The sequence below is a fragment of the Actinoallomurus iriomotensis genome, from assembly GCF_030269445.1.
Taxonomy (GTDB): domain Bacteria; phylum Actinomycetota; class Actinomycetes; order Streptosporangiales; family Streptosporangiaceae; genus Actinoallomurus; species Actinoallomurus iriomotensis.
In genome coordinates this window covers 61,067-85,497 of sequence record NZ_BSTJ01000007.1, presented here as the reverse complement: position 1 = coordinate 85,497, position 24,431 = coordinate 61,067, and the positions used below count along the sequence as shown (strand labels likewise).

Sequence of the window (24,431 nt, the reverse complement as noted above, 5' to 3'; positions counted from 1 at the left end):
TCGTGGTGAGCCGATGACCGAGGCGGAGGCGTCGTACGACACGGCATCGGACCTGTGCTCCGCCGGACGCCACGCCGACGCCGAGCCGCACGCCCGGCGCGCGGCCGCACTCGCTCCGGACGTCGCCGACCACCATCGCCTCCTGGCCGAGATCCTGCTCGAACTCGACGGCCGCGGCGGCGAGGCGGTGTCCGCGGCCCGCCGCGCGGTCGAGACGGATCCGGCGGACCACTGGAACCACTACACGCTGTACCGGGCGCTGAGCGCCCGGCTCGACTGGGCGGCCTGCGAGGAGCCGTTGCTCGCCGCGGTGGCGCTCGTGCCGGACGATCCGGACTACCGGCTGTTCCTCGGGCTGCTGCGCGTACGCCTCGGGCGCTCGCCCGAAGCCGTTCCCGACCTCCAGGCCGTGCTGGACGGGCAACCGGGCCCCGGCGTCCTGCGCACCCTGATCGAGTACCTGGAGTCGTGCGGCATCCCCGGCCCGGTCCGTACGACCTATGAGCGGTGCGCCGTACGGCTCGGCCGCCCCGACCTCAGCGTGCCGGGAGCGGCCGGCACCGACCGTACGCTCCTGCGCGAGCAGGCCGAGGTCGCACTGCGGCTGTCCACGGCCCTCGGCCAGGACGAGCCGACCACCCTGGCCGCGCGGGAGCGGGCGCGCGCCCTCGCCGAGGCGGTGCTGGCCGTCGACCGGCGGAACAAGACGGCCAAGGCGGCGCTGAAACGGCTGGCGACGTTCGAGGACATCCCGCTGAGCCTGTACGCGGCGCCGGACACGGCACGCGAACACGGCCGGACGCTCACGGACCTCGGCGAACGGATCAGCGCTCTCGCCGCCCGGCTGGAGACCGAACCGGGCGACCCCGACCTGGTCGTACGGCTGCTCCGCACGACGCTCGACGCCCGTGACCTGTGCACGTCGATCGGGATGACGGAGACAAGGGAACAGCTCACCGCCCTGGCGGCGAGTGCGCTGACCACGCTCCGCGAGCACTGGCGACCCGAGCCGGAGGAACGCCGCCAGCTGGCGGACGCGCTCGACGCCGCGGGCCTGGCGCGCGAGTATCCCGCCTTCCACCACTGGCTGCTCGCCCCGGCCGGCGAGACCAGGCACGCCGATGCCGCGGGGCACGGCCGGGCCGACGGCGACACGCCCGCTCACCGTACGACACGAGCGCACGCGTCCCCTGCGGACCCGGACGGCCCTCGCCGTACCGGCATGGCGTCCTGAGTCATTCGCCCCGGCGCTCACGGCATCTACCAGGTGCCTTCCAGATCGATGTCATGGCCGACATGCCGTGTGCGAACACTGGTGCCGGTGACTCGGTACATGGTGTTACCGATCACCACCACGGCGGCGTCGCCGACGATGGTCGGCCCCACCGCCTGGTCGGTGTGGGAATGCTCGAGCGGCACATCGCGGGTGATCTTGGAGGTGGCGAGGGAGTACCACACCAGATGGTTCCCGTCCGCGCGGTAGGTCAGTGCCACGATGTCGCCGTCCGAGCCGATGTCGGCGGCGCGGAACGCCCCATCGTCGCCACCCAGGTCGACATGACGGATGGCGCCGGTCGCGGGGTCGAGGGTGCGCAAGCCGTTGCCGGGGGTCTCCTCGGTGAAGGCGAGGGCCCGGCCGTCCGGCGCCCAGACCAGTTCATCGATCACGGTCCCCTGCGGCAGGCTGATGGCCTGCTGGTCCCCGGTGCGGGGATCGATGATGTGGATCCGCTCGCGGATCTCGGCGTCATCGGTCATGGAGGATCCGCCGTGCGTGATGGTCAGTTCGGCGCCGGTCTCGGTCACGTACGCGAGTTTGGTGCCTCCATTCGTAGCGGCGAGCAGTTGTGGACCTTCTCCCTGCAGACCGTCGTGCAGGGTGGCCCGCGGCAGCTCGGACAGTTGCTGTGGATGACCGTCCGCGTTCAGGCGGAGCCGGTAGAAGGAGACGATCGCACGCTTGTAGTCGACGCTGGTGAGGAAGAAGGTGCGGTTGTCGCCGGCACCTGCGGTGTCCCAGTACCCGGTCGAGCCCGGGGGTACGGGGACCTGGGCGATCTGCTTGCCGGTGGCCGCGTCGTTGACCGCGACCGGTTCGCCACCTGTTCCCGCGCCGACGAGCACGTACTTGGCGTCGGTGTAGGCCGCCAGCGTCCAGCGCGCCGCGGTCGGTGCGTGCGCCGGAGGCCGAGCCTTCATCGGCAGGGGCACCTCGCTCGGCAGGGCCCCCTCGTTCGTCCGGGTCACATCGCCCGGCCGGGTCACATCGCCTGGCCGGGTCGATACCACGGTGAGGGCCATGGCCGCGGTCACGGCCGTGGCGGTGACGGCGGCCGGGATGACCCAGCGGCGCCTGCGTCGGACCCGGCCGGTGAGCGGACGTACGTGCTCGACGGTGGCGGCGGCATCGCTCAGCGCTTCGCGCAGCAGTTCTGTGATCATTACTCCTCCTCGTACTGGACACGCAGCGCGGTCAGGCCACGGGAAAGGGTCGACTTGACGGTGCCGGGACTGATGCCCATCGATGTGGCGATCTCGGCCTGGGACAGGTTGAGGTAGTAACGCAGGATGATCGCCTCGCGCTGCCGGGGCGGCAGCCGGGTGAGGGCACGGAGAACGCGCCGGCGGTCCTCGGCGATCAGCACGTCGTTCTCCGCTGACCAGACGGGCTGGGGCACTTCCACGAACCGACGCATCAGCGCCCGGCGGCGCAGCAGGGACCGGCACGCGTTGAGTACCGCGGCACGGGCGTAAGCGGCCAGGTCCGCAGGAGGACGTGATCGGCGCCGCCGCTGCAGTCGCGCGTAAACATCCTGTACGACGTCTTCCGCGCTCGTCTGATCGCCCAACATCAGGAGCGCCAGGCGGACCAGCGACATGTGATGGACCCGGAACAACTCCGTCAGATGACTCGCAGGGTCGGCGGCCTCCTGCCGCCTGTCGGCGCCGCACGAGGCCAAGCCTTGATCGAACGTCATGGCTCTAAGACCAACGAGCGGCTCGAAGGTTGCTTCCTGAGCGACGACCGACCCGAAATCAACTGGCGTCGGGCTGTTCAGGTGAGCAGGAGGACGGCGTAGCAGGCGAGCCAGTGTTCGACGGCGTAGTGGCTGCCGGTGGCGTGGGTGAGGGCGGCGTCCGCGTGGCGTTGTGCCGCTTGGAGCATGGCCGGGGTACGCGGATCGGCGTCACCGAGGGTTTCGGCGAGTCGGCGCCAGCACCATGCGCGGCTGAGGTTGAGGCCGTGGAGGTGGGCGATGTAGCCGTCGGTGGAGTCGGAGACGGTGGCCGGGGTGAACAGGTTCGCCGGCTGCCGGTCGGCGATGCGCGGGAGAAAGCCGTCCAGCCAGTCCGCGAACCGGTCGCGTGGCAGCAGGTGTGTCATGAGTTCGGCTTCGACCAGGGCGGGCGACAGGAAGTCGACACCGGCGGGTTCCCACTGGGCGGGGTAGTCACGGTCGCCGCCGTACCAGTGATGGGCCTTTTCGGTGATGGCGGTGAGCAGCGTGCCGTCGCCGTGCCGAGCGCGGTGGCGGGCGTACGGGAGGGCGCGGGAGAGCCCGAAGGCGGTGTTGGAGTGGACGCCGTAGCGGACCGGGTAGGTCGCTTTGGGGAGCCATCGCAGGTAGTTCTGGGTGAGTACGTCCGCGAGCGGGGTGAGGTCGGTCGTCCAGCGGCGGGCGTCGGGGTCGTCCCAGGTGGCTGTTTCGTGGATGAGCCACAGGGTCCATCCCCATCCGTAGGGGCGCTGGTAGATACCGCGGTCGGGGTCGCCCATGTACGCGGCCTCGGCCGCCAGCGGTTCGGCGGCCAGGTGCCGATCCAGCGCGGCGCGGATCCGCTGCCCGGGAACCTGCTCTGACGCGGTGCGCAGGAGGCGGATCAGCAGCCAGTGCATCTCCACGCAGGAATGCCAGTCGAAGCTGCCGTAGAACGCCGGATTGACGTCCCGAGGCCGCGGCCGGTCTTCAGGGCCGGACATCGTATGCAGCATCACATGGGGGTACTCCCGGACGATGTTGGCCAGGGCCACTTCGGCGAAGTCGCTCGCGTACCCGGCCAGCCGATCCTGCCGTTCGTGGTGCTGAATCAAAGCCGTCTCCCGGTCCTGGCGGTGGTCTGCTCGGTGCAGGCCGAGGGGATGGAAGACGACATTGTGATACGCCGATCCTGTTTTTCGCTGTGAGTAGAGAGAGGGAGTCTCGGTCCTGAGTGGCGTCGCGGCCACCGACACCGGTTCGGAGGGGTACCGGTGGAAGCCACAGGCGCGCTCAGGACCGAGGCGTCTGTCCCTGCCTGAGCGAGCGGTGCCCGTGGACAGCACCGGTCCGAGGAGCCCGGGAGCTGCTGGTGGGCGAGCGTCCTGGTGCCGTCACTCATCAGCGCGTCGCTCAGCAGGCGGGCGTTGGGCGGGCCACCGTCTGGAGAGCATGCCGTACACCAGCAGCCACGTCTCAGCGGTGCGGCAACCACGGCACACACCGACGCACCGCGTGGCACAGTGGACGCCACCGACCGAAGTGGAAGGGAGCGAGGTGTGAGCACCTACGCCCTCGACGAGGAACGTCACGCGCTCATGGTGTTCTGGGACACCGGTACGGGCTGCACCGCCTCAACCATCGCCGAACTCGCTCGCGACGTCCCCGACGACGCGATTCAGCGTCTCGTTCACGCTCTGACGCTCCTCTCTGCCCAGGCCTGGCGCACCTACACCCACCCGGCCGCGGCAGCGGACGACCTTGAGGTGAACACCGAGGGCTGGCGGCGCGACGGGCACCGGGAAGCCTTCGCCACAGTCGCCGAGGCCTTGACCAGACCGAACCTGCCATCCGGCGGCATGCTGACCGTCTCCTACAACCCCGTCGAGGAGACAGCGCATCAGGTCGGTCGAGCCCTGCACAGCATCAATGATCCCGGCTTGACCGGACAAGTCGTCGCCGAGGTTCAAGCCGAACTCGCCGCCGTCGAACAGGCAGAACTCGGCGAACTCTCCGGCCGGGCCCGCCAGGCCGTGGCCCTCACTCGCGCCGGCGCGTCGCCCGCCCAGGTTCAGGCCGCCGACGAGATCCTCGCCACGGACCCGCTCGGCGATCCGGCCCTGTTCACCGAGATCGAGCCCGCTGCCGGCGCCATCGCGGCGACCCACTGGCTTCAAGCCGCCGCCGACGTCACCGCCAAGGCTTCCGGCCTCGCCCCCACCCAGATCATCGTGGAAGCCGACAACATCGAGGCCCTCGCGCACGAGACCCCCACCATCGTGCTGGAACTTCTCCAACTCGGCCTGAGCCCGTACGAGACGGTCACCGGCTTGGTCCGCGGCGCCATGACCGTCGCCGAAGGCCAGATTCCCGACCTCGGCGAACTCCTCGACCAGATCGCGCAGGCCGAAGAACTCGCCGAACAACACCAGGACCGGCACCTCCGCGACGCGCTCCTCAACGAGCTCCGCACCACCCCGCTCGACCCCAAACGCCCCGCACACGACCTCCTGGAAGACCTCCTCGACGGAATCCGCGGCTGTTGGCTGATCTACCAGGACAACACCGACCCAGAAGACGAAGACGCGTTCGCCGACGCCGTACGCGCCGAAGCGAACGCCAACCGAGACCGACTCACCTAACCCGGACTCCAGCCACAACGGCATCATCCCGACTCACCGGTGATGGCGTTTCTCCTCGCGGCGCTCAGCGTACGTGGATCTTCTGGTTGATGCGACAGGTGCGCTTCCGTTTGCAGATCGCGGCCTGGCTGGAGAAGATGCTCCCGGCATTACCGCCGAGGATCATCTGTATTCCGTTGTTGATCGTTGGGCTCTTGACGATCCAGACATTCCTGTTGCCGGTTCCGTTTCCGTCACCGGCCACGAGATGATAGCCGTTGTACGAAAAGGAGACCTGGGCGCTCGCGGGCCGCGCCGAACCACATCCGACCAGCCAAAGCGATACCGCCAGGCACGACACGCTCAGGGCCGGAACGGTGAACGATCTCATGCGCCGATATCTCACTTTCGACGCCCCCATCTGCTCAGGGACGAGTGGTCGGGTACATCTCCCTGCGCTATCTACCCCCTGAGCGTTCATGCTTAGTAGACTTTTCGGGGTTCACGCGCAAACTTGATGCGGTCTTTGGCGTAAATATCCATTCATGCCGGTATGTCGGTTAAGTGTGTTTGCTCTCGGTCATCCACATCACCACCTCCGCCCGGGACGTGTAGCCGAGCTTGACCAGGATGTTCTCGACATGGGCCTCCGCGGTCCGCTGGGCGATGACGAGGCTCGCCGCGATCTCCTTGTTCGTCTTGCCCTGGGCGATCAACTCGGCGACCTGCTGCTCTCGCGGCGTCAGCGGCGACGCCGCGTCGCGTGAGGGCGCGGACGCGCCGGGCAACAGGTCGTCCTCGCCGAGCACGTAGTCAATGGCCTGGTCGAGTTCGAGACCCGCCCCTCGCCTGATCGCCGCGAGGTACCCCTGTTGTCCCAGAGACTCACGAACACGGGCCTCGCACGCCTCGTGGGCCTCGGAGAACGGCAGTAGCTGCGGAATCGATACGCCGATCGACTCTCGCAGCCTGCGGGCGGTGTCCAGGCACAGCGCCGCGCGTTCGTGATCCCCGGCGGCCGCCGCCACCCAGGCCAGACCTTCGATGTTCCAGGTAGGGCCCCACTTGTCGTTGATCCGCCGCTGACGCCGCAGACTGTCGCGGAAGAAGGGGACGGCGTCCGGGACGGCGCCGCGCCGCCAGGCATCCAGGCCGAGCACCCAGCTGCCCCACGTCATGGCCCACTCCGCCTCGGCGTCCTCCGCCCTGGACCGGCATTCCACGCTGTAGGTGGTGCCGCGCTCGTCGCCGTCGAACACCGCGGCCATCGCCAGGAAGAGTGAGGTGTGGAAGGCATCACCGGCGTCGTCAGGTCCGCTCGCCTCCTGCAGCAGGGCAATCGCGGCGGCCGTGTCCCCACGGAACAGAGCGAGTGTTCCGCGGACGAAGAGGATGCTCGTGAGCATTTGCGGGTCGCGCGCATGCCCGGTGCTGGCCTCGTCCAGCATCGGCACCGCGTCGTCGATGTTGCCCTGCAGCAGAGCGATGAACGCATCGGCCAACAGGGCCTTCGCCTTGATCGAAGGCTGGCCCGTCGGACGCCCCAGCGCCCGGTCCAGCCAATGACGCGCCTCTCCCATGGATCCGTAGAAGATCCAATAGACTCTCAGGGCGGCGGCGATCTCCAACCCGACGTCGACCTCGCCGGGACCGCTCATGCAGAACTCCAGCGCGACCCGGAGATTGGACATCTCGAGCCGGATCCGTTCGAGCCACTGGAGCTGCCGCGGGCCGAACCACTCCCTCTCCGCCCTGCCGCTCATGTCCCGGTAGTAATCGTGGTGCGCGCGCCGGAAGGCCTCCTCCTCCCCCGACTGGGCGAGGCGCTCGTACCCGTAGACGCGGATGGTCTCCAGCAGCCGGTATCGCGCCTGGCCGTGGTCCTCCCGGATCAGGATCGACTTGTCGACCAGGCCCGCCACCAGATCCAGGACGTCCTCGCGGGCGATCCCGCCGCCGGCGCAGACCTGCTCGGCCGCCTGCAGGTCGCATTCGCCGGAGAACACCGAGAGCCGCTCCCACAGCATCCGTTCCTGCGGCGAGCACAGTTCGTAGCTCCAGTCGATGGCCGCCCGCAGCGTCTGATGACGCGGTAGCACGGTGCGGTCACGGCCGACCAGCAGATGGAAACGGTCTTCGATCCGTTCGAGGATCTGCTCGACCGACAGCATCCGCAGCCGGACGGTCGCCAGTTCGATCGCCAGCGGCATTCCATCCAGCCGCTGGCACAGTTTCGCCACCGTGCCGCAGTTCTCCGCTGTGATCGCGAAGTTCTCCGCCGCGAGCGCGGCCCGGTCGGCGAACAGCCGGACCGCGTCACACCGGATGATCGCCTCCGCCTTCGGCCGGTCGCTCAGGCAGGGCATCGCCAGGGGCGGCACGCCGAGAACCCGCTCACCCCGGATGTTGAGAGGTTCCCGGCTGGTCGCCAGAACGGTGAGACCTGATGCGCCGGCCAGGAGGGTGTCGACGAGCTTGGCGCACTCGTCCAGCAGGTGCTCGCAGTTGTCCAGCACCAGGAGCAGGTGCTTGTCCTGGAGGTAGGCCACCAAGGAGCTCACCGACGACCGCGCCGACGCGTCGCGCAGCCCCAACGCGGTGCTGATCTCCTGGATCAGCAGCCCGCGACCGCGCAGTGGCGACAGGTCGACCAGCCACACACCGTCGGTGAACGCCCGCCGCCTCTTGGCCGCCGCCCGCAGGGCCAGGCGTGTCTTGCCGACGCCGCCGGGCCCGGTCAGGCTCAGCAACCGCGTGTCGGCGAACAGGCGTTCCACGTCCCGCAACTCCTGTCGCCGGCCGACGAAGCGTGTCCGCTCCTCAGGTAGGTTCCCGAGGGGCCGCCGCGCTGACGTGACCATGCTTCACGCTACGTGATGAACCGAATGGCCTTCTCCCCGGCAGCCCCAGCCGGGAGTCGGCGATCCGCCGGCGCGCGATGGGGATCTCGGCGGACAAAGTGGTGCCCTTTCCGACGGGGCTCGTGAGCTCGATCGTTCCGTTCATGGCCTCGACCCGGTCCCACAGGCCGACGAGCCCCGACCCGCGGTGGCGGTCGGCCCCGCCGATCCCATCGTCACGGACGGTCAGCCGCAGGTGGTTCCCCTCCGTACGGACGTCGACGTGGATCACCGAGGCGTGGGCGTGCTTGGTGACGTTCGTCAGGGCCTCGGAGATCACGTAGTACACGCCTGTCTCCACCTGTTCGTCGATGTCCCGGTCGATGGCCATATTGAGGCGTACCGGTATCGGAGATCGCCGGGCGAGTGTCCTCAGCGCCGACTCGATCCCACCGGCGGACAGGATCCGCGGATAGATCCCGTACGCGACCTCCCGCAGTTCTTCCAGGATCTCCGTCACGTCCTGCTGCGCCCGTTTCAGCTGACGCCGCAGGTGGTCGTCCCCGCACACCTCCGACTCGACCCGCCCCAGGTCCAGTTTCAGCAGGACCAGCCGCTGCTGGACGCCATCGTGCAGGTCACGCTCGACGCGGCGCCGAGCCGTGTCGCCGGCCGTGACCAGGCGTGCCCGTGAGGCGATGAGCTCGGCCCGGGTCGTCCGCAGCGACACCGCCAGGTAGCCGGCCCAGACCAGGACGAGAGCGACCACTCCCGCCAGGCCGCCCGCGGCCTCGACGATGGTCGTGTGGTCGGCCTCCGACGCCTGCCGGCTACCGATCGCCCCGGGCATGCTCGCGGCGGCGACGACCACGAGGAGCGCCAGCGGGAACCCTCCCGCGGCGAGCCGGAGGATCGAGCTTCTGTATCTGCGTGACATCGGACGCTCACACTGCTTGTTCCGGTACACGGAACCACCCCCCTGGCGACCGGTGACCGTTGAACTCATCACCGCCAGCGTCTCCGCCGACCCGCAGGGCGGACAACGGTGGGACTACGTAGGTACCTACTTAGATGGCGCGGTCACGAGGCGCAGGAGTGACGCCGGAGTGGCCGGTGATGCGGATGACGCGATTCGTGGCGATGCAGGTCAGGTGGGGAGGCACCAGCCGGGTGTCCACAGCCGGGAACCGGTGCGGTGGTCGAGGCGGCGGAGGAACGACAGGACGCCCGCGGTTCCGGTTCCCCAGGTGTACGCCGGGGTGTCCAGGTCGTTGCCGGGGAAGATCGGCTGCGTCTGTGGTCCGCCGGCGCGGGTGAGCATCAGGGCGGCGATCTCCTCGGCGCCCTGCCAGTACGCCGGGTCGCCCGTCGTCATCGCGGCGTCGATGAGCGCCTCGCCGATTCCGGCGAGGCCGCAGCACTGCGAGGTCACCCACGCGCGGGGCGCCAGCGCGAGGCAGGCGCGGACGCCCTGCTCGGCGAGCGCCAGGTACCGGTCGTCGTCGTAGGCGCGTGCGGCATGGAGGAGGGCGCTCGCGATGCCGGACATCCCCTGGCACCAGGACGCGCCCATCGGGCGGGCGGCGGGGCCGTTCAGGTCGCCGATCAACGCCTCGGCCGCCTCGGCCAGGTCCGCGAACCGCGTCCGGGCCGCCACGCCGGACTCGGCGTCGCCGGTGGCCTCGTGATGGGCGAGGAGGAAGTCCGCGGCGCCCGCCGCGCCGTGGGCGTAGGCCAGGTCGACGGCGACGCCGGAGCCGGGCAGTTCCACCTCCGGCGCGTCGCCGGGCTCGGCGACGTCCCCGGTGATCAGGCGCCGGGCGCACTCGGCGGCGATCTCGTGGTGGGACGGGCGGGGGTCGACGGCGGCGAGGAGGAGGTGGCCGGTGCCGATCCCGGCGACGCCGTGCGCCTGGTCGGCGGGCTCCCTTCCGGTACGCCGGATCGGCTCGGGCAGCGGAAGGTCGGGGACGGCCGTCAGCCGGGCGGCGGTGAGGAACAGTGCCGTGCCGGTCATGCCGAAGTAGAGCGACGGCGGCAGCTCGGCCGGTGGCATGCTCTCGACCGTCCACCGCGCCAGGTCGGCGGCGACGGTCTTGCCCTCGGGGTGGTGCAGGAGCTCCATGCCGACCCCGGCCGAGCCGCCGTACACGTTCGTGACCGGTGGGCTGGAACGCCGTACGTCGGCCGGACCTTCCAGGAGTTTCTCGGCGTACCGGACGCACTCGCGGGTGGTGTGCGCGAGGACCGCCGACAGCAGTTCGCCGGTCGGCGCCGAGGGCGCCGGGTACGGGCGGGCCGCGGTCGTGGCGGTCCGGCCGTGCCGCCCGGCCCGGATGTCGGCGGCGGCCTCCGCGCGTTCCTCCGGGTCGAGGCCGAGCAGGCGTGGCAGCAGCCCGCGTACGCCCGTGGTCACGCCCGGGAAGATCCGCGCCAGGCACCGCAGCGTCCGCTCCACCCCGCGCTCCGGATCAGGGTCGATGATGATCGGGTTCAGGCCGGTGGCCGCGTAGAACAGGGTCGCGCCGAGCGAGAAGTAGTCGTCGGCGGGCACGGAGGCCCGTCCGGTGCGCTGGTCGGGGACGCTGTAGCCGCGGCTCCAGCCGGGCAGTTGCAGGTCCTCGTAGCGGCTGGTGCCGAAGTCGATCAGCGTGCAGCCACCGTCCGCGCCGAGCACGACGTTCTTGGGCGACAGGTCCCGTACGACGACGCCGCGGGTGTGCACGGCGTCCAGCACGCCGAGAAGCCGGGACGCCAGTACGGCGAGGTCCCGGTCGCCGGGCGCGTCGCGGAACACGCCCTGCTCGCCCACGAACCGGTTGAGGTCGCTGGATCCCGCGTCGGTCATCACGAGGAACTCATCCTCACCGTGCCGGAAGTGGTCGATCGGCTCGGGGACGCCGGCGACTCCGGCGAGCGCGGTGAGGATCCGCAGCTCGTTGCGCAGGTACATCCGGAGGTCCGTGCCGTCGGCGTTCTCCCCGACGTACGCGCGGGCCTCCTTGACCACCACGGGCCGTTCGCGTGCGTCGACCGCGCGGTAGACGTTGCCGCGCGGTCCCCGCATGACGCCCGAGGTCACGCGGTAGCGACCGCCGATGCGCCGGGCCCGGGGCGGGGCCGCCGCGCCGCCGCCGGCGGTGCCGGCCGGGACGGGCGCGGCCGGGCGGAACGGGTCGGTGGCCCACGGCGGGCAGGTGTACTCGGCGCCGGCCGCGCCGGGCAGGCTCTCACCGTCCGGGCCGACCACCACCAGCTCGAAGTCACCGTTGTCGTCGACCCGGTACTGCGGCGCGAACGGGGCATACCGGTAGTACACCGGCGCGTCGGGCCGCACCCGGCGGTCGCTGACCACACGCGGCGCGGCCAGCCCGACGAGAGCCTCGGCGAGGCGATGCCCGATCTCGGCGACCGCCTCCTGGGGCGGGTAGACGGTGATCGCCTTGCCGACCGCTCCGGCGTCGAGGTCGCCGGAGTTCAACTCACGGAGCATTTCAGTGGACCGTACGACCTTGAAGTCACAGGCCACCGCGAACAGAATCGGAATGGCGCGCCGAAGCGTGGCCTCCAGAGTCGCCGGACGTGCCGACACATGGAGTTTCCAGCCCTGCGGGTCCAGCTTGAACGTGGGGTCGTGAACATTTATCCACGTGTCATCCGAACCAATTTCCCTACCATTCCGGTCGGCTAGCTCGGCGATCAGGCCGAGAATGTCCGGACCGGCTTCAGATGAGGGTGTGTCCATCGCCATCCCTGAGCGCATAAGGGGACGGCCGGGAAAGGCCACCGATCGGCGCGATGGCCTTTCCCGACGCCCGTGGACCGAAGCCCGGTCTTTCGCGGAGCCGGACCTGTTCTCGGCTTGTTACACGATGGACGGGCAGCACGGGTACGTGCTGCAGACCGTGCGCTTGCAGGTGTTGACGCAGGCCTGGGGGCCGTGCAGCAGCTCGGTCAACTCCATTTCGAAGTCGACGTCCAGGTCCTCGGGGTCGAGGACGCCCGCGTCACGGGGCTCGAGGAGAAGTGCGGACATGAGGGCTCCTTCCTTGGCCACCTGTTGAGCGGCCGGTACGGGGCAAGAGCTGGGGGCGATGCGGGTACGCGCCGTTCCCCGTGTTCGTCACATCCGGGTTCCACATAGTGATTCGGACGTGAACACCGACGCATTATGAACAGACGTCCGGGAGGCTGTCCAGACCGCGTTCTGTGAGCATCCGACTGCGCATGAATACGGTGAGGAGGCGTTTACATGGTGCAAATCTTCACTTACAGTGTCACCCGTGTCATGGCGTAGTCATACCCTTACCTGCCCACCGACGGTTGACTTTCGCGGATGAGGTTGCGACCGAAAAAGCGCCGCCTCGAGGATGTTTCGCCGGACCGGTCCGGCCTTGATGTCGCCTACTGGGAAAGCCACGACGAGGAACTGCTGTCGGCCGGGCTGGGCACGATGGCCCGCCGGCTGCCCGCGCTCGTCGCCGCGGCCTTCCGGCTCGCCTGGCGCGCGAGCCGCCGGGACACCGCCGTCGCGCTCGGCGGCAACCTCCTGGCCGGTTTCTTCACCGCGTTCGGGCTGCTGGCGACCTCCGACGTGCTCTCGCCCCTGTTCGCCGCAGGGCCGACACCCGGCCGGGTGCGGGCGGCGCTGCCCGCACTGCTCGTCGTCGCCCTGGCCGCGGGCCTGCGCGGCACCCTGCTGGTCGTCGCCGGCTGGGCGCAGGCACGGCTGAAACCGCAGGTCGAGCGGCACGCGGAGACCCGCCTGTTCGAGCTGACGACAGAGGTCGAGCTGACCGCGTTCGACGACCACGACTTCCACAACGCCATGCGCCGCGCCCGCGACAACGGCGTTCCCGACACGGCGACCGTGGTGGAGACGACGGTCAGCGCGGTCACCGGCGCGGTCGGCGTGGTGGCCCCGGCGGTGGCGCTCGGCCTGATGCACCCGATCCTCATGCCGTTGCTCCTCGTCACGGCCGTACCGGCCGGGTACACCGCGCTGCGCACCGCCCGCCTGCGCTATGAGGCCTTCTACCGGCTGTCGACGGCGCGACGGCGCAAGTTCATGCTGTCGGACCTGATGGCCGAGCGGCAGCCTGCCGCCGAGGTCCGGGCGTTCACGCTCCGCACGTTCCTTCTGGAGGAGTACGACCGCGTCGCCGAGCAGGAGCAACAGGTCCAGCTCGGGACGGCCCGCCGCCAGACCGCGGCCAAGGCCTCCGGCGACCTGCTGACCGGCACGGCCACCGTCGCGGTGTACTGCGCGCTCGGTGGGCTGCTCGCCGGCGGGATGATCCCGCTCGCCATGGCCGCGGCGGCGGTGCTCGCGATCAGGGCCGGTCAGGCGTCACTCGCCGCGCTGATGCAGACCGTGAACCGCCTGTACGAGGCGGGCCTGTACTTCGGCGACTACCTGAGCTTCCGCGAACTCGCCGCCACCCGGATCCGCGCGCCACGGGGGACGGCGCCGCCGGCGCCGTTCCAGCGGCTGACCGCCGAGAAGGTGTCCTTCACCTATCCGGGCGCGAGCGAGCCGGCGCTGTCGGACGTGAGCGTCACGGTCGCGCGGGGCGAGGTGATCGCGCTCGTCGGCGAGAACGGATCGGGCAAGACCACGTTCGCCAAACTGCTCGCCGGGCTCTACCGGCCCGACGCCGGGACGATCCGCTGGGACGACACCGACCTCGCCGAACTGGACGGCGACACCCTCCGGCAGCGGATCTCCGTGATCGCCCAGGACCACACGCGATGGCCCCTCACCGTACGGGAGAACATCGTCATGGGCCGCCCCGTGGACGAGGACCGTCTCGTGGGCGCCGCGGCGGCGGCCGGGGCCGACCAGGTGATCGCCGACCTGCCGCACGGCTACGACGCCCTGCTCGACCGCCGCTTCCGCGGCGGGCACGACCTGTCCGGCGGTCAGTGGCAACGCATCGCGGCGGCCCGCGGCTTCTACCGCGACGCGGCGCTGGTGATCTTCGATGAGCCGACCTCGGCGCTGGACGCCCGCGCCGAACACGCGCTGTTCGAACGGATCCGGCGACACGCCGACGGCCGTACCGTCATCCTCATCACCCATCGCCTCGCCAGCGTCCGCTTCGCCGACCGGATCTACGTGCTCGACCACGGCCGGATCGCCGAGCAGGGCGACCACGGAGAACTGCTGGACCACGGCGGGCTGTACGCGGAGCTGTACCGGCTGCAGGCCTCGGCCTACCAGGAGGTCCCATGACCAAGCGCAGCAAGAGAATCGAGGACACGACCCGGTGGTCACACCCTCCGACGAAAGAGGTCCCGTGACCGAACGCCCGCGGTCACACCGTCCGACGAAGGAGGTCCCATGACCGTTCTGGGGGCGGCGTGGCCGACGCTGGTGGTCGTCCTGGTGACCGCCGCGGTGGGCAAGGTACGCGACGTGCGCGGGTTCGCCGCCGTCATCGACGGCTACCGTCTGCTGCCGCGGCGCCTCACCCTGCCCGCCGCCGTGACGGTGCCGGCGGTGGAGGCGGTGGCCGCCGTGCTTCTCGTGGTTCCCGCCACCCGCCGGTGGGGCGGGCTGCTGTCGGCGGCGCTCTTCGCGGTGTTCGTGGCCGCGATGGTCTCGGTGCTCCGACGGGGCCTGGACGTCGACTGCGGCTGCTTCGGTTCGTCCCGCGGCTCCCGGGTCGGCCCGTTCACCGTGGCCCGTACGGGACTGCTGCTCGTCCTGGCGGTCATGACCGCCGTCGCGGGAGCGGAGCCGTTCCGCGCCGCCCAGATCGTGCCGGCGGTGGTCTTCCTGGGCCTCGTCGGCGCGGTGACCCTGCTCGGCCCGCGGGCGCCGGACGCCGGCGGGCCACGGGCGGGCACACGCTTCACCCTCGGAGTACCGGTGGAGACGGCGACCGCCGGCGCCCCCACCCTGTTCGCGCTGGTGTCACCGGCGTGCGGATTGTGCACGGCGATGCTCCCGGCGTTCCTCGCGGCGCGCGCGAGGATGCGGGTCGTCCTCGTGAGCGCGGACGAGGAGCGGACGGTGCGCGGGTACCTGGAAGACCACGGCGTCGACCTTCCGGTGCTGATCGACCCGGACGTCTATGACAACAACGGCATCCCCTGGCCGCCGTACGCCGTCGTCACCGACGGGACCGGCGCCGTCCTCGCGGCGGACGGCGCGGACTCACCCGACCGGCTCGGCGCCCTCCTCTCCGGCCACTCCTCATAGCGCGCTCAGACGCAGAAGAGGATGTGACACTGGTCGACGGCGGTGCGCTCAGCGGAACGTCTCGGCGTGGGCTCGGGCCCACTGCTCGAAGGTACGGGGCGGGCGCCCGGTGACCTCCTGGACGGTCGGCTCGACCTGTGACTCGTCCAGCGTGCCGTCGACGTAGAAGCTGAAGAAGGCGTCGACGTACTCGACCGGCATGGTCGCCTCCATCTCGGTTCGCGCCTCCTCGTCGGTCATGCCCTCGCAGCGCAGATCCCGGTCGAGGACCTTGGCCAGCACGGCGACCTGGTCCGCCGGGAGCAGCGACTCCGGGCCCGACACCAGATGGATCCGGCCCTCGTGCTCGCCGGTCACCAGTGATCGTGCCGCGACCGCCGCGATGTCGTACGGGTCGACGGCGGCGGCCCGTACGGTGGGGAAGGGAACCCGCACCACGTCACCGGCCGCGAGTTGAGGCAGCCAGCGGAGGGCGTTGGACATGAACGCCTTGGGCCGTACGAAGGTCCACGGCAGGCCCGAGTCGCGGACGGCCCGCTCCGAGACGATCATGTAGCGGGACACCGCGTTGCTCATGTCCCCGCCTCCGGCCGAACCACCGGACAGCAGCACCACGCGTTCCGCCCCGGCTTCACGGATCCGGGTCAACAGGCCCGGCATGTCCGCGTAGCCGGGCAACAGGAATACCGCGCGCACGCCGGACAGCGCGCCGGTCAGGGTGCCGGGCTCGTTGAGGTCTCCGGTGACCGGCTCGACTCCCGCCGGCAGAGTCGCCTTCCGCGGATCGCGCACCAGGGCACGTACCCGGTGTCCCTCTTCGGCCAGCGCGCTCACCAGTTCGGAGCCCACATTGCCGGTCGCGCCGGTCACCAGAATCATGCCAACCCCGCTACGCCGTCCGCTGGAACAAGGTCACCGGCATAAGACCACAATTCAGGGGGTGATCACCCGCCATTTCGGGCATGGGGCGAGCGCCCTCAACCCGGGAGACGGAGGAATGATGATCACCTGCGTGGTGGACTACACGATCGACGCGGCGAAGATCGAAGAGTTCGAGCGGTTCGCGCGTCGCTGGGTGGAGTTGGTGAACCGCCACGGCGGGACGCACCACGGCTACTACCTGCCCGCCGAAGGGGCCAGTGACAAGGCGCTCGCGCTGTTCAGCTTCCCGAGTCTGGCCGCGTACGAGAGCTACCGGGGCCTGTTCGGCAACGATCCGGACTTCGTCGCCGCCGACCGCATCCGCGACGAGAGCGGTTGCGTCCTCCGCTACGAGCGGACCTTCATGCGCCCCCTCCTCACCGAGGACGCCTCGGGCTGACCGGCCGCGGGGATCTCTCACTCGCACGGGTGATGCCGCGTTCATGCTTCCCGGCGATGTGCGGTCAGGGGCGGCGTACGGATCATCGACGCGATTCCCAACCAGAGGGAGACGTGTTCGATGAATTCGAAGACCCGGTCCGCCGCCGCCCTGATCGGGATCGCGGTGGCGTCGGCCGTGCTGTTCTATTTCGGCACCGGTCTGCGGCCGGTGCCCTGGCTGACCTGGCTCGCTCCGCTTGCCGTGCTGGCGGTGGCGCCGCGCGTGCGCGGCGTCATCGCGTTCGCCGTCGGGGCGGCCGCGTGGCTGGGCGGCGAGACGAGGATGTGGGGTTACTTCCTCGACACCGTGCAGATACCGCCGCCGCTGGCCGTGTCCGTCATCGTCGGTTCGGCGGTGCTGTTCGGGCTGGCGGTCCTCGCGACGCGGGCCCTGATGCTGCGAAGGCGCTCCGTCACCGCGATCATCGTCTTCCCGGCGACCTGGGTCACCGTGGAGTACGTGATGTCGCTGGCGGCGCCGAACGGCGCCTGGTGGAGCCTGGCCTACACCCAGGCGAGCGTCCTGCCGGTGCTGCAGCTCACCTCGGTCACCGGCGTGTGGGGGGTGACCTTCCTCCTCATGGGGGCACCGGCCGCGGTGGCGGCGCTGACCGCTCCCGGCGCCAGGGGACGCCTCCCGGTGGCCGTCGCCGCCACGACCATCCTGGCCCTGACCCTGGGATACGGCGGCTTGCGGCTGCACTCCTCCGACGGTCGGCAGACCCAGCGCACGGCGCTGCTGGCCACCGACCGGGCGATCGACCCGGTGACCGTGGGCACGCCCGCCGGCCGGGACATGCTCGACGCGTACGTGACCCGGATCCGTTCGCTGGCCGGGCAGCACGTCCGTGTCATCGTGCTCCCGGAGAAGGTCTTCCTCACCGATGACGCGCACCTGGCCGCGCTCGAACGCCCCCTGGCCCGCCTCGCCGTCGAACAGCGCACCGACATCGTCGCCGGGCTGGCGCTCAGGCGGGGGAACGCCCTCTACAACGCGGCGATCGACCTTCCCGCCGACGGCGGCCGCCCGGTCACCTACTTCAAACGGCACCTCGTACCGGGGGCCGAGAGCGACTTCACGACCGGCGAGGGCACCGCCTTCGTCCCCGGCACCGGAACCGGCTGGGCCATCGCCATCTGCTTCGACCTGGACTTCCCCGGCCTCGTACGGGACTACCGGCAGCGTGGCGCGACCGCGCTGTTCGTCCCCGCCTGGGACTTCTCCAACGACGCGTGGCTGCACAGCAGGATGGCGGTCACCCGCGGAGTGGAGAACGGCATGACGGTCGTACGGGCCGCGCGGCAGGGCGCGCTGACCGTGAGCGACCCGCACGGCCGCGTACGGGCCGAGGTGCGAACCGCCGGGAACCCGATGGTCTCGGTCAGCGCCGACCTGCCGTCCCGCGCGACCACCACGCCGTACACGCGGTTCGGCGACTGGTTCGCGTGGGCCTGTGTCCTCATGCTCCTCGCCGGAGCGGCCACGTGGTACCTCACCCGCCCCCGCGCGACACGGTCGGCGCCGCGGACCGCTCGACGCATGAGCGTGGCGCGGGCAGGTAACCGGTGAGTTCCCGCGGAGGGCGCCGCCCGGACGCGGCGCCCTCCGGTCGGGATCAGCCCCAGTCGATGAGGCTGATGCCTTGCCAAATGACGTCGGTCGGCTGCATCGCGGTCACCTCCTTCGTGCGATTTGCCGGATATGTCGCGAATGGTGGCAGGCCCCCGATTCCGGGCAGGGCCATCGCGCGCACAGGAATGCACCATTTCGTGCACCCGTCGAGAGCTTCTGTCCAAGTGGCCGACCGGCCAGGATGGGCTCGTGATCCAGATCCATTCGGCGATGGCGGACGTGGGCGCGGGGCCGTGCCGGGCGGTCTCCCGCCTGCCGGAGCCGCGGCTGCGCCCCTTCGTCTCGGGATACTCCGGCTTCCGTACGAGGCCGGGGCCGTCGCGGCGGCGGTTCTTCCCGCTGGCCCAGACGACTGTGGTCATCGACTTCGCGGGCCCGGTACGGCTGGTCACCGGTCCGCGCGCCACTCCCGCCGTGTACGAGGACGGCTGGCGCCGCGGCGTCGCGTTCGGGCTGACGCCCGCGGGCGTGTCCGCGCTGGCCGGGATGCCGATGAGCGAGCTGACCGGGGTCACCGTCCCGCTGGAGTACCTGCTCGGCCGCCGCGCCGGTCCGCTGGTGGACGAGCTGGGCGAGGCGCCGGACTGGGCGGCGCGGTTCGCCGTCCTCGACGACCGGCTGAGCGCCTGGCTGGCTCCGGACCGGACGCCGGACGCGCTGGTGACGCGCGCGTGGTGGCGGCTGCAGGAACCGGCGGGCCGCCGCACGATCGAGGCGCTCGCCGCTGAGCTCGGCGCCAGCCGCCGGTACCTGGAGCTCGGGTTCCGGCGCCACATCGGCCTCCCGCCCAAGACCGTCGCCCGGATCACGCGGTTCCAGCACGCCGCGTACGCGCTGAGCAGGTCGTCTGCGAGCTTCGCCACGGCGGCCGCCTCCGGCGGGTTCGCCGACCAGCCGCACTTCACCCGCGAGGTGCGGGCGATGAGCGGCGTCACCCCCACCGAGCTGTGCGCGTTCCTTCAAGACGTCGAGCAGCGCGCGCCCTAGCGTCCCGGGCCATGACGCTCACCGGGAAGACAGCGATCGTGACGGGCGGCTCGCGGGGAATCGGCCGGGCCATCGTGCGCCGCCTGGCGCGCGACGGCGCCACCGTCGTGTTCAGCTACAAAGAGAACAAGGCCCAGGCCGACGAGCTCGCCGCCCGGCTCGACGGCGCCATCGCCGTACGCGCCGACCAGGAGGACCCCGCCGCCCTCGACGCACTGTTCGCGCCGGTGAGCGACGGCCTGGACATCCTGGTCAACAACGCGGCCGTCAACCCGCGTGCGCCGATCGTGGACCTCACCGCCGAGGAGTTCGACCGGGTGATGACCGTCAACGCGCTGTTTCCGCTGCTCGCGATGCGGCGGGCCGCGTCCGCGCTGCGTGACGGCGGCCGGGTCGTCAACATCTCGACGCTCAACACCGTCCTGCCGGCGCCCGGCCACGCCCTGTACTGCGCGAGCAAGGCGGCGCTGGAGCAGTTCACCGCCGTGGCCGCACGGGAGTTCGGCGAGCGCGGGATCACCGTCAACACCGTCTCCCCCGGCGCGACCGACACCGACCTGCTCCGCGCGTCGAACCCGCCCGAGGCCCTGGAACAGACCGCCGCGCTCACCGCCCTGCGGCGGCTCGGCCGTCCCGAGGACATCGCCGACGTCGTCTCCTTCCTCGCCGGACCCGACTCCCACTGGATCACCGGCCAGAACCTGCGCGCCGGCGGCGGCTTCCTGCTGTGAAGGCGATATGTGAAGAACGCACGACCTGCGGCATGTCACACTCCGGGGCCCATATCCGTCTATAAGGTCGACGCGTTTTCCGCATGCCGATCAGATGTCCGGCGCGTACGAAGAAACAACGGTGTTTCACCGCGTCAACGAAGAATGCTTCCCGACGAAGGGGTGACATGCGCAAGCTGGTAAAGCGCGGTCTCACACTGACTCTGGCAGGGGTGCTCGTCTCGGCCTCACCGGCCGCCGCGGGCGCGGCCACCGGCACGGCCCGGCCCTCGTCAGACGACCTGAAGACCGACCTCGACCAGATCCTCTCCGACAGCCGGCTCAACGGCGCGAGCGTCGGATTGATCGTCCGGGACGCCCAGAGCGGCGCGGTCCTGTACGACCATGACTCGTCGACCCAGGAGACCCCCGGGTCGAACAACAAGCTGCAGACCTCGACGGCCGCCTTCGGCCTGCTGGGCTCGGACTACCGCTTCCACACCAAGGTCGCCGTCGGCAACGGCAACCTCTATCTCAAGGGCACCGGAGACCCGACGATGCGCGCCCAGGAGTACGACGCGCTCGCCGCGGCCGTCGCCGCCAAGGGCGTCACCAAGGTCTCCGGCAACCTGGTCGCGGACGACACCTGGTTCGACGCCGAGCGCACCCGTCCGGACTGGGACCCGTCCGACCTGCCGTACTCCTACGCGGCCGGGATCTCGGCGCTGACCGTGGCGCCCGACGACGTGTACGACATCGGCTCGATCGGCGTCGACATCACTCCCGGCGCCGCGGGCGAGCCGGTCAAGGTCGCCGTCTCACCGCCGACCAGCGTGATCAAGATCGACAACGAGGCGGTCACCGGCGCGGCCGGCTCCGCCTCCACGCTTTCGGTCGACCGTGTGAACGGCACGAACGTCGTCAAGGTGACCGGGTCCTACCCGGCGGGCGGTGCCGAGTCCGACCATCTGACGACGGCGCCGGACCCGACGATGTACGCCGCCGACGTCTTCCGCGACGCGCTCGAGGCACACGGCGTCGAGGTCGACGGGACGATCACCGAGGCCGCCACTCCCAGCACCGCGAAGGTGCTCACCGACCGCGCGTCGATCCCCCTGTCGCAGATCGCCGTGCCGTGGCTGAAGCTGAGCAACAACCCGATCACCGAGACCGTCGTCAAGGCGATCGGCCGCAAGGTCAGCGGCAAGGGCACCTGGGACGCCGGCCTGGCCGGGGTCACGGCGTACCTGAAGAACCACGGAGTCGACACCTCGCAGATCAAGCTGACCGACGGGTCCGGGCTGGCCGCCACCAACAAGACCACGCCGCAGCAGATCACGAACGTGCTGAGGAGCGCCCGGTCCCAGAGCTGGTTCGACACCTGGTACAACGCCCTGCCCATCGCCGGTGAGCCCGATCCGCTCGTGGGCGGCACGCTGGCCTCCCGGATGACCGGCACGCCCGCCGCGGGGAACCTGCACGGCAAGACCGGCACGCTGACCGGCGTCAGCGCCCTGTCCGGGTACGTGACCGACCCGAACGGCGAGAAGCTGGTCTTCTCCAGCATGTTCAACGGCTACCAGGGCGGTGCGCCGAAGGACATCGAGGACAAGATCGCCGTACGGCTCGCCGGTGGCCCCACGGCCGCCGTCAACGCGGTACGCCGGGCGCCGTCCGGCCAGAACCTCGAGTGCTCCTGGACCAGGTCCTGCTGAACGCCTGAGACGAAGGGGCCGGCCGCCGGTTCGGCGGCCGGCCCCTTCAGCTGAGCGGCAGCAGCCAGTGGTCCGCCGCGCGTTCGGGGCGGGGCGGGCGAACCCGTAGAGGCCGATGGGGCCGGACACCTCAGGTATGACGATTTCCATACCTGCGGAAACTAGCGTCCGGCATTGGTACGATGTAAGCCGTACCTTTGCGACGGAAGGCCGGGGGTGAACCGTGGACCTGGGGAAGGTGTTCGCCGCGCTCTCCGACGACTCGCGGCGTCGTGTGGTGGCCGAGCTCGCGGACGCGCCCACGGACGGCGAACGCCCGTGCGGCTCCTTCGACCTCCCCGTCGGCAAGGCCACCCGTACCCATCACTTCCGCGTGCTGCGTGAAGCCGGGCTCATCGACCAGCGCCACCACGGCAACGGCAGCGCGGTGTCCCTGCGCCGCGACACGATCGAGCGGCACCTTCCCGGCCTGCTGCCGCTGCTCGTCCGAGAGCTCCACGAGCGCGAGGGCTGACGATCCCGGCCGCGCCGAGCCGCGGCCGAACCCTCCGGACGACGGCGCATCTCCCGTCGCTCCGTGCGTCTTCCCACGTCACAGCGGTGCGGTTCCGGCGTAACAGCGCGCAATCGCCCCGTCATCAGGTGGCAACCGGGCGTCCTTAGCGTTCCCGCCCAGGTTCCACGCACAAGGGAGCGACATGGATCTCGCGGACAATCCGGCGCTGGAGGACTACTCCCTCCGGTACGCGCCGAGCGCCTTCCGTTCCTGGTCACCTTGGATGATCTTCTTGAGCTGTCTGGCCGGGCTGTCGGCCATGGCCGGTTACGCGCTCGACGCCGCGTTCGTCAACGCGTTCGGGTTCGGCAACGCCCTGCTCGGCTTCGCGGTCGCCACCGCGGTGACGTTTCCGCTGACTCTCACCGCCGCCTTCGCCATCGCCCGCAAGCACATCGACATCGACCTGCTGACCCGGGGCGCCGGCTTCGGGTACCTAGGCTCGACGCTCACCTCGCTGGTCTACGCCACGTACACGCTCATCTTCCTCGCCTACGAGGGCGCCATCATGGCGCAGGCCCTGACCGCTCTGACCCACCTCGACCTGCACATCTCCTACGCCGTCGTCGCCCTCGTGATGATCCCGCTCACCGTGTACGGCATGAGCTTCACCGCGAAGTTCCAGGCGTGGACCTGGCCGCTGTGGGTGGCGCTGATCGGCGTCGCGCTGGGGTCCGCGGCGACCGCCCCGCACGCCGCGCACACCATGGTCCACCCGCACATCCCCGCGACGGCGGCCACCGGCGTGACCGTACTGGCGGTCTTCACCATCGCCGCCGCTCAGCTGTCCCTCGCCGCGCAGGTCGGCGAGCAGGGCGACTACCTGCGGCTCATGCCCGACTCGAAGCCGGGCCGGGCGGGCCGGTGGCGGCTCGCGGTCATCCTCGGCGGGCCGGGCCTGACACTGTTCGCCGTCGTCATCTTCTTCGCGTCCACGCTGCTGGTCGGGTACGCGGAGACGCAGACCACGCCGGACCGGGCGGCCGAGCCGGTCGAACTGTTCACCGTCGTCTACCAGCGGCTGACCGGGAACCACACCGCCGCGCTGGTCCTCGCGGGCCTGCTGGTCCTGCTCTCCCAAATCAAGATCAACATCATGAACACGTACTCGGGCTCGCTGTCGTGGTCGAACTTCTTCTCCCGGCTGCTGCACCGTCACCCGGGCCGCGCCGCGTGGGTGTTCTTGCAGGTGGGGCTGGCGCTGGTGCTCATGGAGCTGGACGTCTACCACCACATCGTGACGGTCCTCGCCTGGTACGCGAACGTCGGCATCGCCTGGATCGCCGCGCTCGCCGCGGACCTGCTCATCAACAAGCGGCTGCTCAAGCTCTCCCCGGCGCACATCGAGTTCCGGCGCGCCCACCTCTACAACGTGAACCCGGTGGGATTCGGCTCCATGGTGATCGCGGCGGCGGCCGCGATCACGGCCTACTACGGGGCCTTCGGCGCGACCGCGGCGGCGCTGTCACCCTTCATCGCCCTGGTGCTGGCGCTCGTGCTGCCGCCCGTCATCGCGGCGGCGACCCGGGGACGCTGGTACATCGCGCGGACCAGCGACCTGCCGGACGGCGAGTTGCCGTGCACGGTCTGCGCGGGCTCGTACGACACCGCCGACATGGCCGCCTGCCCGTACCACGGCGGGACGATCTGCTCGCTCTGCTGTTCCACCGAGGGCTCGTGCCGCGACCGGTGCAAACCCAGCGCCTGGCGGCCCGGCGGCGGACCCGTGCCGCTCGGCATGCCCACGGCTCCGGCCCGTACGGTGTCCGCCCCCGTCGGCGCGGCCACCGAGGAGGTCGGCTGACCCATGGGCACCGCCCTG

The 24,431-nt window shown here is 70.5% G+C and carries 20 protein-coding genes; 11 read left to right on the top strand and 9 right to left on the bottom strand.

The window, feature by feature from the left end:
• Positions 1–13 precede the first annotated feature (13 nt).
• Positions 14–1,234, top strand: a complete 1,221-nt coding sequence (locus QSK37_RS27020; protein ID WP_285626369.1) for a tetratricopeptide repeat protein — start codon at positions 14–16, stop codon at positions 1,232–1,234.
• Between the two features lie 26 nt (positions 1,235–1,260).
• On the opposite strand, the gene QSK37_RS27015 is transcribed toward QSK37_RS27020, so the two are convergent.
• The 3 genes from QSK37_RS27015 to QSK37_RS27005 form a co-directional block, all read right to left on the bottom strand.
• Positions 1,261–2,442, bottom strand: a complete 1,182-nt coding sequence (locus QSK37_RS27015) for a hypothetical protein (protein WP_285626367.1) — start codon at positions 2,440–2,442, stop codon at positions 1,261–1,263.
• The gene (locus tag QSK37_RS27010; protein ID WP_285626366.1) at positions 2,442–2,978 is read right to left on the bottom strand and encodes an RNA polymerase sigma factor; all 537 of its coding nucleotides are present in this window, start codon (positions 2,976–2,978) and stop codon (positions 2,442–2,444) included. Before QSK37_RS27010 ends, QSK37_RS27015 begins: the two co-directional genes overlap by 1 nt.
• A 77-nt stretch (positions 2,979–3,055) precedes the next feature.
• Positions 3,056–4,093 (bottom strand): DUF2891 domain-containing protein, encoded by a 1,038-nt coding sequence (locus QSK37_RS27005; protein ID WP_285626364.1) that lies wholly within the window; start codon positions 4,091–4,093, stop codon positions 3,056–3,058.
• A gap of 483 nt (positions 4,094–4,576) precedes the next feature.
• On the opposite strand from QSK37_RS27005, the gene QSK37_RS27000 reads away from it, so the two are divergent.
• Positions 4,577–5,620 carry a hypothetical protein gene (locus tag QSK37_RS27000; RefSeq protein ID WP_285626362.1) on the top strand — a complete coding sequence of 348 codons (1,044 nt, stop codon included), beginning with the start codon at positions 4,577–4,579 and terminating at the stop codon, positions 5,618–5,620.
• Between the two features lie 64 nt (positions 5,621–5,684).
• Here QSK37_RS27000 and QSK37_RS26995 read toward each other — a convergent pair whose 3' ends face one another.
• The 5 genes from QSK37_RS26995 to QSK37_RS26975 form a co-directional block, all read right to left on the bottom strand.
• Positions 5,685–5,990: a hypothetical protein gene (locus QSK37_RS26995; RefSeq protein WP_285626361.1), complete on the bottom strand. Its 306-nt coding sequence runs from the start codon at positions 5,988–5,990 to the stop codon at positions 5,685–5,687.
• A gap of 169 nt (positions 5,991–6,159) precedes the next feature.
• Positions 6,160–8,376 (bottom strand): ATP-binding protein, encoded by a 2,217-nt coding sequence (locus tag QSK37_RS26990; protein ID WP_285626359.1) that lies wholly within the window; start codon positions 8,374–8,376, stop codon positions 6,160–6,162.
• A 43-nt stretch (positions 8,377–8,419) separates the two neighbouring features.
• Complete coding sequence (locus QSK37_RS26985; RefSeq protein ID WP_285626357.1) at positions 8,420–9,376, bottom strand: sensor histidine kinase; 957 nt, start codon at positions 9,374–9,376, stop codon at positions 8,420–8,422.
• Between the two features lie 210 nt (positions 9,377–9,586).
• Positions 9,587–12,184 carry a class IV lanthionine synthetase LanL gene (lanL, locus tag QSK37_RS26980; RefSeq protein ID WP_285626354.1) on the bottom strand — a complete coding sequence of 866 codons (2,598 nt, stop codon included), beginning with the start codon at positions 12,182–12,184 and terminating at the stop codon, positions 9,587–9,589.
• Between the two features lie 120 nt (positions 12,185–12,304).
• Positions 12,305–12,475 (bottom strand): hypothetical protein, encoded by a 171-nt coding sequence (locus tag QSK37_RS26975; RefSeq protein WP_285579580.1) that lies wholly within the window; start codon positions 12,473–12,475, stop codon positions 12,305–12,307.
• Positions 12,476–12,775: 300 nt separating this feature from the next.
• Between QSK37_RS26975 and QSK37_RS26970 the strand changes: the two genes are divergently transcribed.
• Both QSK37_RS26970 and QSK37_RS26965 read left to right on the top strand, forming a co-directional pair.
• Positions 12,776–14,674 (top strand): ABC transporter ATP-binding protein, encoded by a 1,899-nt coding sequence (locus tag QSK37_RS26970; protein ID WP_285626351.1) that lies wholly within the window; start codon positions 12,776–12,778, stop codon positions 14,672–14,674.
• 108 nt (positions 14,675–14,782) lie between these two features.
• A complete protein-coding gene (locus QSK37_RS26965) occupies positions 14,783–15,646 on the top strand; it encodes a TlpA family protein disulfide reductase (protein WP_285626348.1) in 864 nt (287 codons plus the stop codon).
• A 48-nt stretch (positions 15,647–15,694) separates the two neighbouring features.
• Here the strand turns inward: QSK37_RS26965 and QSK37_RS26960 are convergent, their stop codons facing one another.
• Entirely contained in the window at positions 15,695–16,525 is an 831-nt protein-coding gene (locus QSK37_RS26960; RefSeq protein ID WP_285626345.1) for an NAD(P)H-binding protein, read from the bottom strand.
• 61 nt (positions 16,526–16,586) lie between these two features.
• Here QSK37_RS26960 and QSK37_RS26955 point away from each other — a divergent pair, with 61 nt between their 5' ends.
• The 7 genes from QSK37_RS26955 (at position 16,587) to QSK37_RS26925 (ending at position 24,413) form a co-directional block, all read left to right on the top strand.
• Entirely contained in the window at positions 16,587–16,967 is a 381-nt protein-coding gene (locus QSK37_RS26955) for an NIPSNAP family protein (RefSeq protein WP_285626342.1), read from the top strand.
• A gap of 120 nt (positions 16,968–17,087) precedes the next feature.
• Positions 17,088–18,578 (top strand): apolipoprotein N-acyltransferase, encoded by a 1,491-nt coding sequence (locus QSK37_RS26950; protein WP_285626339.1) that lies wholly within the window; start codon positions 17,088–17,090, stop codon positions 18,576–18,578.
• Positions 18,579–18,830: 252 nt separating this feature from the next.
• A complete protein-coding gene (locus QSK37_RS26945) occupies positions 18,831–19,628 on the top strand; it encodes a helix-turn-helix domain-containing protein (protein WP_285626336.1) in 798 nt (265 codons plus the stop codon).
• Between the two features lie 11 nt (positions 19,629–19,639).
• The gene (locus tag QSK37_RS26940; protein ID WP_285626333.1) at positions 19,640–20,359 is read left to right on the top strand and encodes an SDR family oxidoreductase; all 720 of its coding nucleotides are present in this window, start codon (positions 19,640–19,642) and stop codon (positions 20,357–20,359) included.
• Between the two features lie 167 nt (positions 20,360–20,526).
• Positions 20,527–22,053 carry a D-alanyl-D-alanine carboxypeptidase/D-alanyl-D-alanine endopeptidase gene (gene dacB / locus QSK37_RS26935; protein WP_285626331.1) on the top strand — a complete coding sequence of 509 codons (1,527 nt, stop codon included), beginning with the start codon at positions 20,527–20,529 and terminating at the stop codon, positions 22,051–22,053.
• 223 nt (positions 22,054–22,276) lie between these two features.
• Entirely contained in the window at positions 22,277–22,567 is a 291-nt protein-coding gene (locus tag QSK37_RS26930; RefSeq protein WP_285626328.1) for an ArsR/SmtB family transcription factor, read from the top strand.
• A 184-nt stretch (positions 22,568–22,751) separates the two neighbouring features.
• Positions 22,752–24,413 carry a purine-cytosine permease family protein gene (locus QSK37_RS26925; RefSeq protein WP_285626325.1) on the top strand — a complete coding sequence of 554 codons (1,662 nt, stop codon included), beginning with the start codon at positions 22,752–22,754 and terminating at the stop codon, positions 24,411–24,413.
• Positions 24,414–24,431: the final 18 nt, after the last annotated feature.

What these genes read in the sequence shown, in the direction of transcription:
- dacB (WP_285626331.1), top strand. Translation starts at nt 20,527, where the DNA reads ATGCGCAAGCTGGTAAAGCGCGGTCTCACACTGACTCTGGCAGGGGTG.
- QSK37_RS26960 (WP_285626345.1), bottom strand. Translation starts at nt 16,525, where the DNA reads ATGATTCTGGTGACCGGCGCGACCGGCAATGTGGGCTCCGAACTGGTG.
- QSK37_RS27020 (WP_285626369.1), top strand. Translation starts at nt 14, where the DNA reads ATGACCGAGGCGGAGGCGTCGTACGACACGGCATCGGACCTGTGCTCC.
- QSK37_RS26985 (WP_285626357.1), bottom strand. Translation starts at nt 9,376, where the DNA reads ATGTCACGCAGATACAGAAGCTCGATCCTCCGGCTCGCCGCGGGAGGG.
- QSK37_RS27000 (WP_285626362.1), top strand. Translation starts at nt 4,577, where the DNA reads ATGGTGTTCTGGGACACCGGTACGGGCTGCACCGCCTCAACCATCGCC.
- QSK37_RS27015 (WP_285626367.1), bottom strand. Translation starts at nt 2,442, where the DNA reads ATGATCACAGAACTGCTGCGCGAAGCGCTGAGCGATGCCGCCGCCACC.
- QSK37_RS26970 (WP_285626351.1), top strand. Translation starts at nt 12,776, where the DNA reads ATGAGGTTGCGACCGAAAAAGCGCCGCCTCGAGGATGTTTCGCCGGAC.
- lanL (WP_285626354.1), bottom strand. Translation starts at nt 12,184, where the DNA reads ATGGACACACCCTCATCTGAAGCCGGTCCGGACATTCTCGGCCTGATC.
- QSK37_RS26950 (WP_285626339.1), top strand. Translation starts at nt 17,088, where the DNA reads ATGAATTCGAAGACCCGGTCCGCCGCCGCCCTGATCGGGATCGCGGTG.
- QSK37_RS26940 (WP_285626333.1), top strand. Translation starts at nt 19,640, where the DNA reads ATGACGCTCACCGGGAAGACAGCGATCGTGACGGGCGGCTCGCGGGGA.
- QSK37_RS26965 (WP_285626348.1), top strand. Translation starts at nt 14,783, where the DNA reads ATGACCGTTCTGGGGGCGGCGTGGCCGACGCTGGTGGTCGTCCTGGTG.
- QSK37_RS26925 (WP_285626325.1), top strand. Translation starts at nt 22,752, where the DNA reads ATGGATCTCGCGGACAATCCGGCGCTGGAGGACTACTCCCTCCGGTAC.
- QSK37_RS26975 (WP_285579580.1), bottom strand. Translation starts at nt 12,475, where the DNA reads ATGTCCGCACTTCTCCTCGAGCCCCGTGACGCGGGCGTCCTCGACCCC.
- QSK37_RS26995 (WP_285626361.1), bottom strand. Translation starts at nt 5,990, where the DNA reads ATGAGATCGTTCACCGTTCCGGCCCTGAGCGTGTCGTGCCTGGCGGTA.
- QSK37_RS27010 (WP_285626366.1), bottom strand. Translation starts at nt 2,978, where the DNA reads ATGACGTTCGATCAAGGCTTGGCCTCGTGCGGCGCCGACAGGCGGCAG.